This is a genomic window from Novosphingobium ovatum, assembly GCF_009909235.1.
Classification (GTDB): Bacteria; Pseudomonadota; Alphaproteobacteria; order Sphingomonadales; family Sphingomonadaceae; genus Novosphingobium; species Novosphingobium ovatum.
The window spans coordinates 326297-343281 of sequence record NZ_JAAAPO010000001.1 but is presented as its reverse complement, the minus strand read 5'-3'; the positions used below and the strand labels follow the sequence as shown (position 1 = coordinate 343281).

Here is a 16985-nt window from a genome sequence, read left to right as displayed (position 1 = left end):
GGATCAGGCGAGGTTTTGGATACGCAGATGTTCGGGCAATTGCGGTTCGCGCCCGATCAGATCGGCAAAGGCCGCGTCCAGATCGACCGCCTCGCCGCGCAGCAGCGCCTCCAGCGCGGTGACCGCGGCCAGCGACTGGCGGGCGGCGGTCTCGTCCATCTTTTCCCGCGCGGCGCCCAGAAAGGTCATCAGCCATTCGCCGGGGTGGCATTCCCCCACCAGCGCGATGTCGATGCAATGCACCGCCCCGTCATGTGCACACAGCGCCATCCCCGGCCGGACCGAGACGACCTGCATCGGGATGCCCACGCACATTACAGCGACACCGAGCGGCGGTCGCGGCCCAGCAGGGCGTCAATCTGCGCCTCATGCGCCTGCGCGCTGGCGGGGCCGGCCCATTGGTCGGAGGAGAGCACCCGCGCATCCCCCAGACGGGGCGCGGCATCGGGGTCGGGGCGCTGGGCCTCGTAATGCTCGATCAGCATTTCCAGACTGCCGATGCCCTGTTCGGGCGGCAGCGGCGCGGGGCGGCGGTGGCCGTGAATGCCGCGCTGCGCCAGCCAGTCCAGCGCCTCGGCGATGGCGGGTTCGATCTGGTCGCGCACGGCCGGGCGCAGCGATCCGCCAAAATCCTCCAGCTCCACCGGCTGTACGCCGATCAACAGCAGTTCGGCCGGATAGTCGCCCATCATCTCGGCCATGGCCAGCACTTCCTGAAAGCCGGTCTGATGCAGCGAGACCTTTTTCGCGCCCATGAAGCGGGGGACTTCCTCGCCCTCGACCAGCTTCATCGTGGCGGGCGGCAGGCCGTAATCCACCGCGTCAAACACCACCAGCATGTCGGCGTCGCGGATGTCCTGCACCAGATAGATGCCCTGTGTGCCGCCATCCAGCAGGCGCACATTGGGCGGGAATGCCCAGTGACGGTGCAGGTGCTCGACCGCGCGCACGCCAAAGCCTTCGTCCGCCCACAACAGATTGCCGATGCCCAAGATCAGCACATTGGGCCGCAGATCCGTCATCCCCGCCATCCTTCCCCTGCGCCAACGCCCCGACGGTTGGCTGCCATTGTGGAAGGAGATTTAGCAAAGCCTGTGCCAACCGTTAGGAAGGCGTTGATTTCATGGGGCAGGACATAGGCAGGATTGCGGATATGCGGACAAATACCTTCCACTATGGAAAGCAATATAGGAAAGTATCCTTCCACACGCAAAAAGGGGAAGCCATGGCCCGGCCTCCCCTTTCGCTGCGCCCCTGCAGGCCCGATGATCCGCCCGTGATCAGACGTCGTGATCAACCGGTTTGGTATCGCGGAACGACCGCCACCCCGAAATCATCGAGGAAATGATCGACTGACGCGACATGATATCCTCGCGCACGGCGGCATAGATGTGGACGATGACAAAGCAGACGATCACCCACATCCCCAGATGGTGCCAGGTGTGGATCGTCTGGCTGTTATTGCCAAACAGCCACAGCACCGGCCCGGTAAACAGGCTGTGGATCCAGCCCGGCCCTTGGCCCTCGCCATACAGGGCAAAGCCGGTAATGATCATGAACAGCCCGCCCCACACAAACAGCAAGTGCATCGAAATCACCGCCAGCGGGTTGTGCCCGACATATTTGCGCGGCGCGCTTTCCATCATCGCGTACCAGCGCATTTCGTGCAGCACGCCCAGCCAGAACGCCTTGCTGGTCAGCGGCGGGCGAAAGATCTCGCGCGCGTGGGCATTGCCGACAAAGCTCCACCAGAACCGCATGACCATCCCCACCGCCAGCAATTGCCCGGCGGCAAAATGGAAAAAGCGGATCCAGCCGAACTGGTAATGCAGGCTGGGTTCGCCCCCGATGCTGGTGGGCGGCGATCCGATCAGATAGCCGCTGATGCACAGCACGATGATCGCGGCCGCATTGATCCAGTGCCAGATGCGGATCGGGGCCTCATAGACATAGACCGCCTGTTCAGTGGTGATCAGCGGTGTTTCGGGTGATTGCGCCGTATTGGCCATGGCATGCCCTCCCTCATGCGGCCAACAGGCCAAGCCCCATCACACCCCCGGCCACCGTCAGCGCGACGCCAGTGGCCACGCGCGCATGGCGCATGGCAAACAGCATCCGCCCCAATTGCCAGCCCGCGCCGTGCAACAGCGCCGAGGCGATCAGGAAACCCGCGACATAGGGGGCAACCGGGCCGGTGGCCTCGGCCCCATGGGCGATGCCGTGCAACGCGCCGCTGGCCGCGATCAGGCCCAGCGCCACGCCAGAGCGCACCCGCAGCGCCAACAGCACCAGCGCGCCCAGCACCGCAAGGCTGGCGGCGATCATCGCCTCTGTTCCGGGCACCGCGCCCAGCGTCAGGCCAACGCCCGCCCCCGCCGCCAGCGCAGCCATGAACGCGCCGGGCGCGGCCCAAGCGGCGCGCGCCGGGCGGGTGGCGGCAAACAGCCCCACCGCCACCATCGCGGCCATATGGTCCATGCCTGTCAACGGATGAGCCAGCCCCGCCAGCATCCCGCCATCATGGCCCGGATGCGCCATGGCCGGCACAGCGCCAGCAATCAGGGCAGAGGCCGCCAGCACAATCTTGGTCTTCATCGTCATCATCCCTCTCCCTGTCAGCGCACCTTGACTTCGGCCAGTTCCTGACCGTCCGGGCCCATCACATGGGTCGAACAGGCCAGACACGGGTCAAAGCTGTGCAGCGTGCGCAAGATCTCCACCGGCTCCTCCGGGCGCTCGACCTTAGTGTTCATCAGGCTCGCCTCGAACGCGCCGATGTTGCCCTGATTGTCGCGCGGCGAACCGTTCCACGTCGTGGGCACGACGCATTGGTAATTGTCGATCTTGCCGTCCTTGATCTTGATCCAGTGGGCCAACGCCCCGCGCGGCGCTTCGGTAAAGCCCACGCCCTTGACCTCTGACGGCCAGGTTTTGGGATCGAATTTGGCGGTGTTGGCGGTGGCGGTGTCGCCCGCCTTGATATTGGCGATCAGCTTGTCCAGGAAATACTTCTGCTTGCGCGCGGCCCACTGGCATTCCAGCCCGCGCGCGGCGGTGCGGCCCAGCGTCGAGAACAAGGCGTCGATCGGCACGTCCAGCGTTTTCAGCGCCCAGTCGACCTGTTCCTTGATCTCCTTGTTGCCCTGCATATAGCCGATGACATAGCGGGCCAGCGGCCCCACCTCCATCGCGTGGCCGCGCCAGCGGGGCGCCTTGATCCAGCTGTATTTCGCGCCCTCGTCCAGCTCCTCGATATTGGTGCTGGTGCCCTTGGCCTTGGGGCCCAGCTGATAATGCGGTTCGGTCACGCCGTCCCACGGGTGCAGCCCCTTGCTCTCGTCCGCATATTTGTACCAGCTGTGCGGCACGAATTCCTGCACCTGCGCCGGATCGGTCAGGTCAACGGGCAGAACCTCGCTCAGCTTGCCATCAATGATCGCGCCACGCGGCATCAACAGGTTGGCGGCGCTGTAATCATTGGCCTTGTCCGGGATGTCGCCATAGGCCAACAGCGACTTGTTCGACAGGCCGCCACCATACAGCCACCCCTTGTAGAACGAGGCGATGGCCATCAGGTCGGGGATGTAGACGTTCTCGACAAATTCGATGCAGCGGTCGGTGATCTTTTGCACGTAATTCAGGCTGGCCATGTTGACGGGCGCGCCCGCGGCCATGTCGCCATCCAGATTGATCGCACAGGGCACGCCCCCCACCAGCCAGTTGGGATGCGTGTCCTTGCCCCCAAAGATGGTGCGCACGGTCATGATTTCCTTTTGGAAATCCAGTGCCTCCAGATAATGGGTCACCGCCATCAGATCGGCCTCTGGCGGCAGCTTATAGGCCGGGTTGGTCCAGTAGCCGTTCTTGAACGGGCCCAGTTGGCCGCTTTCGACGAACTTCTTCAGCCGGGTCTGGATGTCCCGGAAATAGCCGGGCGAGCTGTTGGGGTGATGGGGCGATACCTTTTGCTGCAGCGCGCTGGTGGCAACCGGGTCTGCCTTTAGCGCGTTGACCGGGTTCACCCAATCCAGCGCGTGCAGGTGATAGAAATGCACCAGATGGTCATGCACCTGCAACGACAACTGCATGATGTTGCGGATGGAATTGGCGTTTTCCGGGATCATGATGCCCAGCGCGTTTTCCACCGCCCGCACCGAAGTCAGCGCGTGGGTGCCGGTGCACACGCCGCAGATCCGCTGGGTAAAGGCCCATGCGTCACGCGGATCGCGCCCCTTCAGGATCACCTCCAGCCCGCGCCACATCGTGCCGGTGGACACCGCGTTGCGGATGACATTGGCGCTGTCGATGTTCACCTCGCAGCGCATGTGGCCTTCGATGCGGGTGACCGGGTCCACCACCACGCGGCGACCGCTGGTGTCCAGCGTAAAGCCATTGGGGGTTGCAAGCGTGCTCATCAGTCCTGTCCCTCAAATTCGTTGGTGGTGGGCGCTGCGCCCTCTTCGCCGGGGTCGCCAGCCTTTTGGCGGGCGCGCTTGACCGCGCTGGCGGCGGCATGGGCGGCGGCGGCCACCCCCACGATGCCGGCTGCCGTGCCGCCGATCTGGTCGGCGTTGGCCTCGATCCCGAAACCGTGGATGTCGGTCAGCCGTTCATAGAACGAGCCCTTGTCCCAGAAGCCATCCTCGGAACAGCCGATGCAGGGGTGGCCCGCCTGAATGGGGAAGGACAGACCGCCATTCCACCGCACCGTCGAGCAGGCGTTATAGGTCGTGGGCCCCTTGCACCCGACCTTGTACAGGCAATAGCCCTTGCGCGCGCCCTCGTCGTCAAAGGCCTCGACAAACTGCCCGGCGTCAAAATGCGGGCGGCGATAGCATTTGTCGTGAATGCGCTGGGAATAGAACATCTTGGGCCGCCCCTGCAGGTCCAGTTCGGGGAAGCGGTCAAAGGTGAGGATATAGGCGATCACCGCCGTCATCACCTCGGCGATGGGGGGGCAACCGGGGACCTTGATGATCGGTTTCGACGGCAGGCCGGGCACCTTGTGGATGGGGGTGGCCTGTGTGGGGTTGGGGTGCGCGGCCTGCACACAGCCCCAACTGGCGCAGCTGCCCCAGCTGATGATCGCCTTGGCATGCTCGGCCGCCTTCATCAGCTGTTGCAGATAGGGCTTGCCCGCGATGATGCAGCTCATGCCCTCCTGGTTCAGCGGCGGATTGCCTTCACAGGCCAGAATGAAATTGCCGTCATATTTGGCGATCGTCTCGTCAATAATCGCCTCGGCCTGATGGCCGGCGGCGGCCATGATCGTGTCGTCGTAATCCAGACTGATCATCGAAAGGATCACGTCCTTGGCAAGCGGGTGCGCCGAACGGATGAAGCTTTCCGAACAACACGTGCATTCCAGCCCGTGCAGCCACAGCACCGGAATGCGCGGCTTGGTTTCCATCGCCTTTTGGATCTGCTGCGCATGGGCCGGTGACAGGCCCAATGCGGCGGCGGTCAGGCTGCAAAACTTGGTGAAGCTGCGCCGGGTGATGCCCTGTCGGCGCATGACTTCGTAAAATGTCTCGGTGGCCATTGGCGGCGTCCCCCTCCTCCTGTCGGCCACCACGCAAACATGCGTATGGGCCTGTTCAGACTTGCGCAGGACGGGTAAGCAACGCTTGTGCCATTTTGGACAAAGCGCCAAAGCCTGCGGTATGGAACAGGTTGGCGACCGGCAAGGCGCGGCGGCAGGCGGAAAGTTGCTTTCCGCTTTGCCGGGGCAACTTACCACCGTATCGACCGGCGCAAGCGTTGCTGCCACTGCAAGGGGACTGACCACCATGGCCCAGATCATCAACCTGCGCACCGCCCGCAAGGCCAAGGCGCGCGAGACGGCCGCCAAACAGGCCGATGCCAACCGCGCCAAGCACGGCCAGACCAAAGCCGAACGCGCCGCGCAAAAAGCCACACAGGACCGCATGGACCGCGTGGTGGACGGGGCAAGATTGGACGGGGCTGGGCTGGACGGGGAAAAACCGGATGAGGCCAGCCACGATTAGGCCGCCCCCGCGCTGTCGCGGGCATGAGGCCAGACAGCGTACATAACCGTAATGTCATAATTTCATTGCGAAACAGTCACAACACTTACACAGCATTGCCACAAGCCGTGACTACCGCGCCCCTATCCACACAAGGGGGGCATCCCATGTCGTATAATGTGATTCGGCGCCTTTGCGCGCATCGTAGCCACGTGCTGCTTTCGTCCAGCCTGCTGGCCCTGACGCTGGCCAGCCCGGCGCTGGCCAATGATGATGCGGACACCATCGTCGTGCTGGGCAGCCGCCCGATCGCCGAGTCCGAGGCAGCCGCGCTGACGATCCAGCGCAAAGCTGATTCGCTGGTGACGGTGGCCGCCGCCGACGGCGTGGGCCGCCTACCCGACCAGAACATCGCCCAGGCCGCTGGCCGCCTGCCCGGTCTTGCGGTCGAGCGCGATCAGGGGCAGGCGCGTTACATCAGCGTCCGTGGCGCCCCCAACTACTGGACCACGCTGTCGTTCGACGGCATCAACATCGTCAGCCCCGAAGGCCGTGACGCGCGTTTTGACTCGATCCCTTCGGCCATCGCCGCGCAGATCGTCGTGTCCAAGGCCGTCACGCCCGACATGCCGGGCGAAACCGTGTCGGGCAATGTCAATATCGTCACCCGTTCGGCGTTTGACTTTGCCGGCCGCCACCTGGCCGCCAAGATGGGCTATGGCATGGCGCAACTGGGCGATCGTCCGGAAAAGGAAGCCTCGATCGTCCTGTCCGACCGTTTTGCCGTGGGCGGCGGCGAATTGGGCCTGTTGATATCGGGCAGCTATTACCAGCGCGACATGGTAACCGACAATTTCGAAAGCGACTGGGAACCGGTCACCAACGACGCCTATGCTGGCAATGCCACCCGTTTCTGGGCGCATGAGACCGAAAACAAGCTCTACCGCCTGACCCGCAAGAACTGGTCGATGTCGGGCCGCGCCGACTGGAAGCCGAACGCCAACCACACCATCTCGCTGCGCTCGCTTTTCACCATCTTCACCGATGACGAAGCGCGCGACAACTACCGCTTCGACCTGGATGACAAACAGTCGGAAACCTCGGCCACGGTCACAGGCGCCTGCGCGATCAGCCCGACCGGCACCGTCACCGGGTCGGGCTATGCCAACATGTGCGTGGGCAACACCCCGCAGCAGGGCACGATCTATGGCATCGACATCCGCCAGCGTTCGACGCTGCGCGCCTACAAGCAGTCGATCTTTACCAACACGCTGGAAGGCAAGCATGATTTCGGCAATGGCTGGAACCTGCACTGGCTGGGCAATTACACCCTGTCCAAGGATGACCGCTCCGTTCTGGGCGAGGCCAGCTGGGAAAGCCCCAGCAGCCGCACCAGCCGTCCGACGGTGGCGTATAATTTCAGCAATCCCAACGTCTCGCTGCTGAACCTGTACACCACGCTCAATCCCAGCAGCGGCGTCTATTCGGCCGGCACCGCCGTGACCGACATCGACAGCTTTTCCAAGCCGCTCAGCTCGATCACTTTCCTGGACGCGGTTGACCGTACCCGCGCCTATACCGGCAAGCTGGTGGTGAGCAAAAAGACCCAATTGCTGGGGGCAGAAGCCAGCTTCAAGCTGGGCTTCCAGTTCGATCAGCGCACCAAGATCGTCGATGAGCGCAGCCTGTCGATCTCGGGCACCGACAGCACGCGCCTGAGCGCGATCGGCATGCCCACGGACTATAACCAGTTCAACATCGCCACGCCGTTCCGCGGCGCGCTGCAGATGGGCTATACCTTCCATTATTTCGACATCGACAAGATGCGCGCCGTCGCCGCCAAGGCGCGTGCGCTCTATGCCTTCAGCGCCAACACCGCCAACAATTACAACGTGCGCGAACAGGTCTATGCCGGTTTCGCGATGGGCACGCTGCGTTTTGACTGGGGCTCGCTGCTGGGCGGCCTGCGGATCGAGCATGTGACCAACCGTGGCGATGCCATCGGCACGGTCAACACCGTCAACACGCCGGTCACGTCCAGTTCGAACCACACGCTGCTGTTGCCCAGCGCGCATCTGAACATCAATCTGGACCAGACGAAAAAGCTGCGCATCTCGTTCAGCACCGGCGCCGCGCGCGCCGATTACGACCAGATGCGCCCCAATGTCGTGATCAGCGACACCAACCTGACGATTTCGGGCGGCAACCCCTCGGTCAAGCCCGAACGCACCTGGGGTCTGGACGCCTATCTGGAATGGTATCGCCGACCCAGCGGCTATTTCATGATCGGCGCCTTCTACAAGCGCGCGTCGAACGTGCTTTACAGCCAAAGCCGCAGCTTTGGCTCGCATGCGCTGGACAGCGACGGCATCGACCGTTCGGGCTATACCTATAGCGGTGTGACCAACGCCGGTTCGGGCCGGTTGTACGGCATGGAAGTGGCCGTGCAGCAGAGCCTGGAACCTTTCATCCAGGGCACGGGCGTCCCGGCGTGGATGGGGGGGTTTGGCGTTTCGGCCAATCTGACGCTGAATGACAGCCGCATGTACAAGCCGGCGGTCTATTCGGGCAGCACCTTGCTGATGGCTGGCCGCAACGTCCGCCTGCCGGGGACGTCGGACCTTGTGTACAACATCGGCGGCTATTACGAAAAATACGGCCTGACCCTGCGCCTGCAGTATCAGCGCCGCAGCATGTGGATGGACGGCGTGGCCGACACGCTGGCCGATGCGGGTGACACCTATTGGGACGCCGATGACGAGCTGGACTTCTCGGCACGCTATGCCGTGACGCGCCATATCTCGGTCTATTTCGATGCGTCGAACCTGTTGAACAACCCGGGCCGCCGCTTTGCCGAACCGGGCAACATGCTGACCGCCAGCGGCACGCCCACCCCCTTCACCCGCGGCTACACCATGGAGTGGGAACGCTTTGGCCGCCGCTTTTCCGGCGGTGTGCGGGTGACGTTCTGATGAGCGCACGCGGACTGGCCTTTGGACTGGTCGGGGCGGGATTGATGACTTGCGCCATGGCCTGCACGGCTGTGGCGCAGGTGGCGCAGCCCACCGGCACACCTGTTGTCACGGCCGATGTGCAGGCGCGCGGGGAAACGCGGCCCGTCGCCTCTGGAAAGGGCGACGCGGCCGATGATCCGGCGATCTGGCGCAACCGGCATCAGCCGCGCCGCAGCCTGATCGTCGCCACAGACAAAAAGGCGGGCCTGTATGCCTATGGCTTGGACGGACGGATTCGCGATTATTCCGCCGACGGCCGGTTGAACAATGTCGATCTGCTGGACATGGGCCGGCATGGCGTGATCGTCGTGGCCAGCGACCGCAACGACCCGGCACGGGCGGCGCTGCGGCTGTACCGGCTGGACACCACCCACGCCCGCCTGCGCCCGCTGGGCACGGTACCGGGCGGCATGGGTGAGGCCTATGGCGTGTGCCTGATGCCCGCCGGGCGCGGACTGCATGCCTTTTCGGTGCTCAAGGACGGGACCATTGCGCAGGTGGCGATCCGCCTGACCCGCAATGGTGCGCGCGGACGCGTCGTGCGCCACCTGCAACTGGCCAGCCAAAGCGAGGGTTGCGTGGTCGATCCGCGCAGCCGCACGCTGTTTGTGGGCGAGGAAGATCGCGGCATCTGGGCCTTTGACGCGCGTGCCAACGGCGCCCGTCAGGGGCGCCTGTTCGCGCCGGTTGATCAACGCCACCTGTTCGCCGATGTCGAAGGGCTGGCCATCATGCCGCGTGGGCGGCACGGTGGTTGGCTGATCGCCTCCAGCCAGGGGGACAATGCCTATGCGCTGTTCCGCCTGCGGGACGGACAACCTGCCGGGCGTTTCCGTATTGCCGCCGGACGTTTCGGCGCAACCCAGGAAACCGACGGCATCGCGGCGGCGGCGGGCCATTTCGGGCGGCAATACCGCCACGGCCTGTTCATCGCGCAGGATGGCGACAACGCACCCGATGCGCAGAACTTCAAACTGGTGTCATGGGCCGACATCCGCCGGGCACTGCGCCGCGCGCATTGACACGGACGGCCCTGCACGGACGGCACGGCACGCGTGACATGAAATTGGGCGATGGCACAATGTACCATATGGTTCATTTTCAGCCATTGCCCGATCAGCCAATCGGGCGCACACCTGTCGGCAAAACAGACAGGAGAGATGCGCATGCGTACCCTTTACCGCCATATTCTGGCCTCTACGGCGGGTTTGGCCGTCACCATGGCCGCCGCCAGCGCGCTGATGGCGGCCGACCGTTCGATGCAGCCCATTATGGGCGATCCGGTACAAACCGAAAGCGGCCGCATCGCCGGAACGCAATTGCCCTCTGGCGTAAGGGCCTATCTGGGCATCCCCTATGTCGCCGCGCCGACCGGCGATCTGCGCTGGGCTCCGCCGCAACCAGCCAAATGGACCGGCATTTTCAACGCCGACCGCAAAGGCCCCGCCTGCATTCAGGTGCTGCGCCCGCATGACATCAACCACTATTTCGGTGAGGAAGCCACGGCCGAGGACTGCCTGACGATGAACATCTGGGCGCCCGCCGCTGCCTCACCCGCGCAAAAGCGCCCGGTGGTGGTGTTCATCTATGGCGGCGGGTTCACCATCGGCTCGTCCGGCATGGCCAATTATGACGGCGAGGCCATGGCCAAGGCCGGCGCGGTCTTCGTCAATTTCAACTATCGCGTTGGCACCTTTGGCTTTTTGGCGCACCCGGAACTGACCCGCGAACAGGGCGGTGCTTCGGGCAATTATGGGTTGATGGACCAGACGGCGGCGCTGAAATGGGTGCGCGCCAACATCGCCCAATTTGGCGGCGACCCGGACAAGGTGGTGATCATGGGCCAGTCCGCTGGGGCCGGATCGGTCGCGGCACAGGTGTTGTCTCCGGCCGCGCGGGGCCTGTTCCGCGCCGCCGTGATGAGCAGCGGGTGCAACCTGCGAGCGCCCAAACAGACGCTGGCCGATGCGGAAAAGACCGGCGTGGCGATGCAGGAAAAGCTGGGCGCGGCCTCGTTGGCGGCGATGCGGATGCTGCCCGCCGACCGCATTCTGGCGGCGCAAAGCGAGACGCAATTGGGTCTGTCGGTGTCGGGTGTGCGGATTGGCGGGCCGATTGTCGATGGCCGCGTATTGCCGCGTCAGGCGGCGGACGCCGTGGCGGCGGGCGATTTTGCCCATGTGCCGCTGGTGGCGGGGTACAACAGCGATGACATGGCCTTTGGCTTTGAAGCGCTGACCAGCGCCACCACCATGGCCGAATACACCGCCGCCGCGACCAAGCTGTTTGGCGCGGATGCCGCGGCGTTCCTGAAACTTTATCCCGTGAAATCAGATGCTGACGTGCGCTCCACCGCCCGCCGCGCCGCGCAGGATGCCAATCTGGCCGCCAATGCGCGGGGCTGTGCCAGCGATGTCGCCGGGGCGGGCGTGCCGGTTTTCATCAACTCCTATACCCGCCGCCATCCCTATGTTCCGGGGGTGAAATTGGCCGATCAGGACACCGCCACGGTGGGTGCGTACCACACCGCCGACATCCCCTATTGGTTCGGCACACAGGACGCCTATAACAGCATCCGCCCCACCCGCGTGTGGACCGAATGGGACCGCACGCTGTCGCGCCAGATGATGAACGCGTTGATTGCATTGGCGGAAACGGGATCGCCATCGACCGCCGCCATGCCGTGGCAGGCGTGGAGCGCCAAGAATGACAGCGTGCTGTTGCTGGGCGACACTGTGACGACGGCGCGGTTCAATGTGGCCGGACAGCAGTGGCTGGCCACCCACCGCCCCGCGCCCAGCGCCACGCCGCCCAGATTGTCGCGCCCGCGCGATTGACGCTTGTCGCGCCCGCGCGATTGATCACGCCAAACGGGGCGCTGGTGGCACCGGCGCCCCTACGCGGGGTAAAATTGTTGTCAATGACTACAATATGGGCGCGTTAAAACCGCCTCACCGCGCGCGCATCACGCCGCCTGCACGTGCATCCGCCGCCACGCCCCCGGCGTCACGCCAAACCGCCCCTTGAACCGGCGCGAAAAATGGCCCGCATCGCGAAAGCCCGCGTCCCATGCGATGTCGGCCAAGGGCCGCGTGGCGCAGGCGGAGTCTTCCAGCAGGCGGCGGGCATGGTCCAGCCGGGCCTCATACAATACGGTGGCGAAACTGGTGCCCGCCTGCGCCATGACCTTGTGCACATAGCGGATCGAGATCGACAGGCAGGCGGCCAGTTCGGCCACGTCCAGATCATGATCGGCATGGCGCGCACGAATAATGCACAACATGCGGTGATACAGCGGCGGCGCGCAAATCGGCACCACCGCCCCGCCCGCCGATCGCAGCGGCATTTCACCGCGCGCGTGTAACGTGTTTTGTCCTGTCCGCCCGGCCGTTGTCAGCTGTGCCGCACACCCCATTCTGTCCCCCACCTGTGCCGGTGTCGCATGTCGGCACGGGGGGAAATTAGGCGATCAGCGGCGAGGGCAGAAGCAGAAAACTGTACCAAATTGTACAGCCTTTCGCCACTTCTGCGACAGGTGTCAGATGGCGCCGGCCGCTTCCAGCGCGCGCAGATCCTCGGCGCTCAGGCCCAGTTCGGCATAGACCTCGGCGTTGTGCTGACCGATGACGCTGGGGGCGGGACGGTGGACCCCGCTGGGCGTTTTCGACAGGCGGGGGAACGCGTTCTGCATTTTCAGCGGGCCATAGCGTTCGGTCTCCACCTCGACAATCGCGCCGCGTGCCTGAAAATGCGGATCGTCCAGCATGTCGGGCGCGCGATAGATGCGGCCTGCGGGGATCGAATATTCGATCATCAGCGCGTCGACCTGCTCGATGGTGAGCGTTTTGGTCCAGTCATTGATCAGCGCGTCCAGCTCGATCTGGTGCTCACCGCGCGCCAGATGGGTGGCATAGCGCGGGTCATCGCCCAATTCGGGGCGGCCCATCGCCTCGGCCAGCCGCTTCCACAAGCTGTCCTTGTTGGCGCCGATCATGAACTCGCCGTCCTTGCAGCTATAGACGTTCGACGGCGCGATACCCTTGAGGAACGAGCCGGAACGTTCGCGGATCAGGCCCATGCGGTCATATTCGGGGACCAGCCCCTCCATCACCTGCAACACGCTTTCATACAGCGCGGCGTCGATCACCTGACCTTGGCCCGTCTTTTCGCGCACATGCAGCGCGGCCAGAATGCCCATCGCGCCATAGGTGGCGGTCATCGTGTCGCCAATCGACACGCCCATGCGGCTGGGCGGACGGTCGGGGTCGCCCACCAGATAGCGCCATCCGCCCATCGCCTCGCCGATGCCGCCAAAGCCGGCGCGGTCAGAGTACGGCCCGTCCTGACCATAGCCCGACATGCGCGCGATGATCAGCCCCGGCTGCTGCGCCAGCAGGACATCGGGCCCCAGACCCCATTTCTCCAGCGTGCCGGGCTTGAAATTCTCGACCAGAATGTCGGCGGTGGCGATCAGCTTGCGCACCAGCGCCTGGCCTTCGGGGATGCGCAGATTGGCCGAAACCGAACGCTTGTTGCGGGCGATGACCTCCCACGTCACCTTGTCCGCGCCCTGCCCCCAGTCGCGCATCGGGTCGCCGGTCTTGGGCGGCTCGACCTTGATCACATCGGCGCCCATGTCGCCCAGCAATTGCCCGCAGAACGGCCCGGCGATCAGCTGGCCCAATTCCACCACGCGAATGCCGCGCAGCGCCCCGTTGTTGTTCATCATGCCTTTTCGCTCACCTGAATATCGTTTTGTGCGGCCAGTTTGGCCGCGGCGCGGGCGGCGGACGCCGCCACCACGCCTGTGGGAAACAGCGGCGCGCGTGACACCATCGCGGGCAGGCCGCGCCCCATCACGCCGCCCAGCCATTGGGCCGCATCCACCATTTGCGGCAGGTCGTAACCGGTGCTGACCCCGGCGCGCGCCAGCATATAGGCCACGTCTTCACCCGCGACATTGCCGCTGGCGCCGGGGGCAAAGGGGCAACCGCCGATCCCGCCCAGTGACGCGTCGATGATCCCCACCCCCGCCTGCACCGCCGACCAGACATTGGCCAGCCCCGTGCCGCGCGTGTTGTGGAAATGGGCGCGCAGCGGGATATCGCCCACCACGGCGCGCACGGCGGCAAACAGCCGCGCGACATGGGCCGGATCGGCCACGCCAATCGTATCGGCCAGCCCGATTTCGGCCGGGCCGCATTGGGCCAGCGCGGCCGCCATCTCGACCACCAGCGCTTCGTCCACTTCGCCGGTAAAGGGGCAGCCGAAGGCCGCGCCGATCGTTACCTGACCGCTTTTGCCCGCCGCCTTGGCCGCGCTGACGATCTGGCTGGCGACCTCGACCGAGCCCATCGCGGTCTGGCGCTGATTGGCATGGGCAAAGGCGTCCGAGGCCACCGCCACCGCGCCCAACTGATCGATCCGCCCGGTGGCCAGCGCGCGTTCGGCCCCGCGCAGGTTCATCACCAGCCCGACATAGGTCACATCGTCGCGTTCGGGCAGGCCCGCGCAGACCGCGTCGGCGTCGGCCATTTGCGGCACGGCCTTGGGGCTGACGAAACTGGTGACCTCGATCCGGCGGGCGCCATAGGCGATGGCGCGGGAGATCAGCGCCAGCTTGTCGGCGGTCGAAATCTCGGTCTTTTCGTTTTGCAGGCCGTCGCGCGGGGCGACCTCGACGATCTCGACACGGGAAAGGGCAGCAGAATGGGACATTGGCGCGGCGCTTACGCTGTTTTGCCCCCTTCTGCCAGCCCTGATGACAGGTCCGTGACGCTGTTTGTGATACAAACGAACGCCACGGCCATTATGTGCGCAGTTTTATGCGCTTACAGCCCGCCCCCGCCGCAACCGGTCTTGAACCAGTCGTCGATATAGGTCAGCTGCTGGGCAAAGATCGCGCGGGTCCATGCGGGCCCGTGCGCGTAATCGGGCATGAAGTGGTACTCGACCACCTGCCCCGACTTCTTGGCCTTGTCGACGAACCATTCGGCCTGTTCCACCGGCACACGGTCATCGCGGTCGCCCTGATAGACCATGATCGGGATCTTGATCTGATCGGCAAAGTCCACCGGGTTCAGGCCCTTGACCGTGCCCATCTGACGGTCGCGGAAAAAGGCGTTGTCGTAATATTTGCGCCAGATGCGTTTGATGTCAGACACGCCCGCGCCCGAAATCGCGCATTTGTACAGGCCATTGGGCCGCACCGCCGCCGCCATCGCGGCATAGCCGCCATAGGAAAAGCCGAACATCGCCATATGGCCGGGCTGGGCGATCTTTTGGTCGATCATCCACTGCGCGCCATCATCCTTGTCGTCCTGCATCTTCTGGCCCCATTCGCGGTCGCCAGCCTTCCACAGTGCGCGGCCCCAGCCGTCCGATCCGCGATATTGCGGGCGCAGCACCGCCATGCAGCGCGACGCCATCAACGGCACCCAGCCCGACCAGTCATAATTCATCTCGTCCCGCGCCCACGGGCCGCCATGGGGATGGACCACGGCCTTCCACGGGCCGGCGCCGCACAATTCGACATTGGGCGTGGTCAGGAATGCCGGAATGTTCATCCCGTCGCGCGCCTTGTAATAGACCAGCTTTGTCTCACCCAGCGCGGCGGTGTCGATCTCGGGCGCGGTTTTGGCCAGCAGGCTCAGCTTGCCATTGTTCAGCAGGTAATATTCGGGCGGCGTGGCGCTGCCCTCGACGCGGATGACGATCTTGCTCAGATCGGCTGAATAGCTGGTAATGCGATAGAATTTGGTGGCGTCATAATTCTGCGTCACCTCCTTGCCGGTGGCCGTGTCGACAAAGCGCACCGGGGTCTGGGTAATGCCCAGCGCGGCGCGGATCTGTTTGTCCAGCGCCTGGAACGTCGGGTTGGCCCAGATCACATCGCCGCCATTGGGCCCTTCATAGGTCACGCCCAGAATTTCGCCCTGCGCGGCCACCTGACTGCCGCCATAGCGATAGGTGATGGCGTTGCTGGCGTCGAACATCTGATGTTTCAGGATCGGCGCGCCCAGTTTCAACGTGGTGGTGTCGAACTCATACAGGCCGATCTTGTCCTGACCGATATTGGTCGCCACGATCGCGATGTTCGGATCATCGGCAAAGCCCAGCACGCTGAAGGTATCGCGGTCCTTGACATAGGAGCGGCCCGCCTCCTTCCACGCGCCGCCATTGGGTGCGCGCACGTCCATCGCGACATAGGCGCCGCCATTGTCCTCGCCAAAGCGGCTGCGGATGCGGATATTGCCTGCGCGGTCGGCGATATAGTCGCCAGTCTCCGGCTCGGTGCGCAGCACGCGTTCGGCAAAGGGGCGGTGGACCGACACCTTGTAGATATCGGCTTCCTCGAACGCGGGGCCGGACATCACCAGAATGTGGTCGGGATCATCGGGCAGGCTGGAAAGCACCTGCGGGTTGGACAGCGCCTGCAAGCGCGCCTCGACATCGGTGTTGGCGCGCGCCTTGGGGATCGGATCGCGCCAGTTGCGCCCGTCCAGATCAACAAACATCAGCTTGTTGATGAACAGCTTGTCCACGCTCAGCCCCAGCCGCGCATCGTAACGCTGCCACAGGCTGACGGCCAGCACGTCATTCTTGACGAATTGCACCCCCACCACACGCATGTCGGTGGCGCCAAACTCGATCGGCTTGGCCTGCAGATTGTCGGTCGACCAGACCAGCACATGGCGGTCATCACCAAAGGCCTGCAACGCCACCAGATGCTTGCCATCGGGCGACACGTCAAAGCTGGAGAATTTGGGATTGGCGGCCAGTTGGGCGATCGTGGGCGGGGTGGGCTTGGCGATGGCGGCAGCGCCAGCCATCAGGGACACCGCGGCGATGCCGGCAAGCAGGAATTTCATTTCAGGATCGCTCCACACAACAGGCAACAGCAAACTGGCGATGTGCGAAACGGCGCGCATGGCGCCCGCCCGCGAACACCAGAAAGAACGAGGCGGGCGCCCCATCACAGGAC

General features: G+C 64.4%; 14 protein-coding genes. 4 read left to right on the top strand and 10 right to left on the bottom strand.

Translation table 11 applies throughout. The features are described from left to right. Window positions 1-3: 3 nt before the first annotated feature. From GTZ99_RS01490 to GTZ99_RS01465, 6 genes are all read right to left on the bottom strand, one after another. The gene (locus GTZ99_RS01490) at window positions 4-315 is read right to left on the bottom strand and encodes a HypC/HybG/HupF family hydrogenase formation chaperone (protein ID WP_161716509.1); all 312 of its coding nucleotides are present in this window, start codon (window positions 313-315) and stop codon (window positions 4-6) included. Then, entirely contained in the window at window positions 315-1022 is a 708-nt protein-coding gene (locus tag GTZ99_RS01485) for a HyaD/HybD family hydrogenase maturation endopeptidase (protein ID WP_161716508.1), read from the bottom strand. Before GTZ99_RS01485 ends, GTZ99_RS01490 begins: the two co-directional genes overlap by 1 nt. Window positions 1023-1280: 258 nt before the next feature. Beyond that, window positions 1281-2009 carry a Ni/Fe-hydrogenase, b-type cytochrome subunit gene (cybH, locus tag GTZ99_RS01480; RefSeq protein WP_161716507.1) on the bottom strand — a complete coding sequence of 243 codons (729 nt, stop codon included), beginning with the start codon at window positions 2007-2009 and terminating at the stop codon, window positions 1281-1283. 13 nt (window positions 2010-2022) lie between these two features. Beyond that, entirely contained in the window at window positions 2023-2595 is a 573-nt protein-coding gene (locus tag GTZ99_RS01475) for a HupE/UreJ family protein (protein ID WP_227711018.1), read from the bottom strand. A 20-nt stretch (window positions 2596-2615) separates the two neighbouring features. Further along, window positions 2616-4415 carry a nickel-dependent hydrogenase large subunit gene (locus GTZ99_RS01470; protein ID WP_161716505.1) on the bottom strand — a complete coding sequence of 600 codons (1800 nt, stop codon included), beginning with the start codon at window positions 4413-4415 and terminating at the stop codon, window positions 2616-2618. Further along, window positions 4415-5542 carry a hydrogenase small subunit gene (locus GTZ99_RS01465; RefSeq protein ID WP_161716504.1) on the bottom strand — a complete coding sequence of 376 codons (1128 nt, stop codon included), beginning with the start codon at window positions 5540-5542 and terminating at the stop codon, window positions 4415-4417. The genes GTZ99_RS01470 and GTZ99_RS01465 overlap by 1 nt, the downstream gene beginning before the upstream one ends. Before the next feature lie 121 nt (window positions 5543-5663). Here GTZ99_RS01465 and GTZ99_RS17000 point away from each other — a divergent pair, with 121 nt between their 5' ends. The 4 genes from GTZ99_RS17000 (at window position 5664) to GTZ99_RS01445 (ending at window position 11838) form a co-directional block, all read left to right on the top strand. After that, window positions 5664-6008: a DUF4169 family protein gene (locus GTZ99_RS17000; protein WP_320076611.1), complete on the top strand. Its 345-nt coding sequence runs from the start codon at window positions 5664-5666 to the stop codon at window positions 6006-6008. A 191-nt stretch (window positions 6009-6199) separates the two neighbouring features. After that, entirely contained in the window at window positions 6200-8959 is a 2760-nt protein-coding gene (locus GTZ99_RS01455; protein ID WP_320076610.1) for a TonB-dependent receptor, read from the top strand. Beyond that, the gene (locus tag GTZ99_RS01450) at window positions 8959-10023 is read left to right on the top strand and encodes a phytase (RefSeq protein ID WP_227711017.1); all 1065 of its coding nucleotides are present in this window, start codon (window positions 8959-8961) and stop codon (window positions 10021-10023) included. Before GTZ99_RS01455 ends, GTZ99_RS01450 begins: the two co-directional genes overlap by 1 nt. 144 nt (window positions 10024-10167) lie before the next feature. Further along, on the top strand, window positions 10168-11838 hold the full coding sequence (locus GTZ99_RS01445) for a carboxylesterase/lipase family protein (RefSeq protein ID WP_201742333.1): 1671 nt from the start codon (window positions 10168-10170) through the stop codon (window positions 11836-11838). A 128-nt stretch (window positions 11839-11966) separates the two neighbouring features. On the opposite strand, the gene GTZ99_RS01440 is transcribed toward GTZ99_RS01445, so the two are convergent. The 4 genes from GTZ99_RS01440 to GTZ99_RS01425 all read right to left on the bottom strand — a co-directional run bounded on the left by GTZ99_RS01440 (window position 11967) and on the right by GTZ99_RS01425 (window position 16932). Continuing rightward, window positions 11967-12347: a helix-turn-helix transcriptional regulator gene (locus GTZ99_RS01440; RefSeq protein WP_161716501.1), complete on the bottom strand. Its 381-nt coding sequence runs from the start codon at window positions 12345-12347 to the stop codon at window positions 11967-11969. A 192-nt stretch (window positions 12348-12539) separates the two neighbouring features. Beyond that, a complete protein-coding gene (locus tag GTZ99_RS01435) occupies window positions 12540-13727 on the bottom strand; it encodes a CaiB/BaiF CoA transferase family protein (RefSeq protein ID WP_161717026.1) in 1188 nt (395 codons plus the stop codon). Further along, window positions 13727-14719: a hydroxymethylglutaryl-CoA lyase gene (locus tag GTZ99_RS01430; protein WP_161716500.1), complete on the bottom strand. Its 993-nt coding sequence runs from the start codon at window positions 14717-14719 to the stop codon at window positions 13727-13729. Before GTZ99_RS01430 ends, GTZ99_RS01435 begins: the two co-directional genes overlap by 1 nt. Before the next feature lie 113 nt (window positions 14720-14832). Next, window positions 14833-16932 (bottom strand): alpha/beta hydrolase family protein, encoded by a 2100-nt coding sequence (locus GTZ99_RS01425; RefSeq protein WP_201742332.1) that lies wholly within the window; start codon window positions 16930-16932, stop codon window positions 14833-14835. Between the last annotated feature and the right edge of the window lie 53 nt (window positions 16933-16985).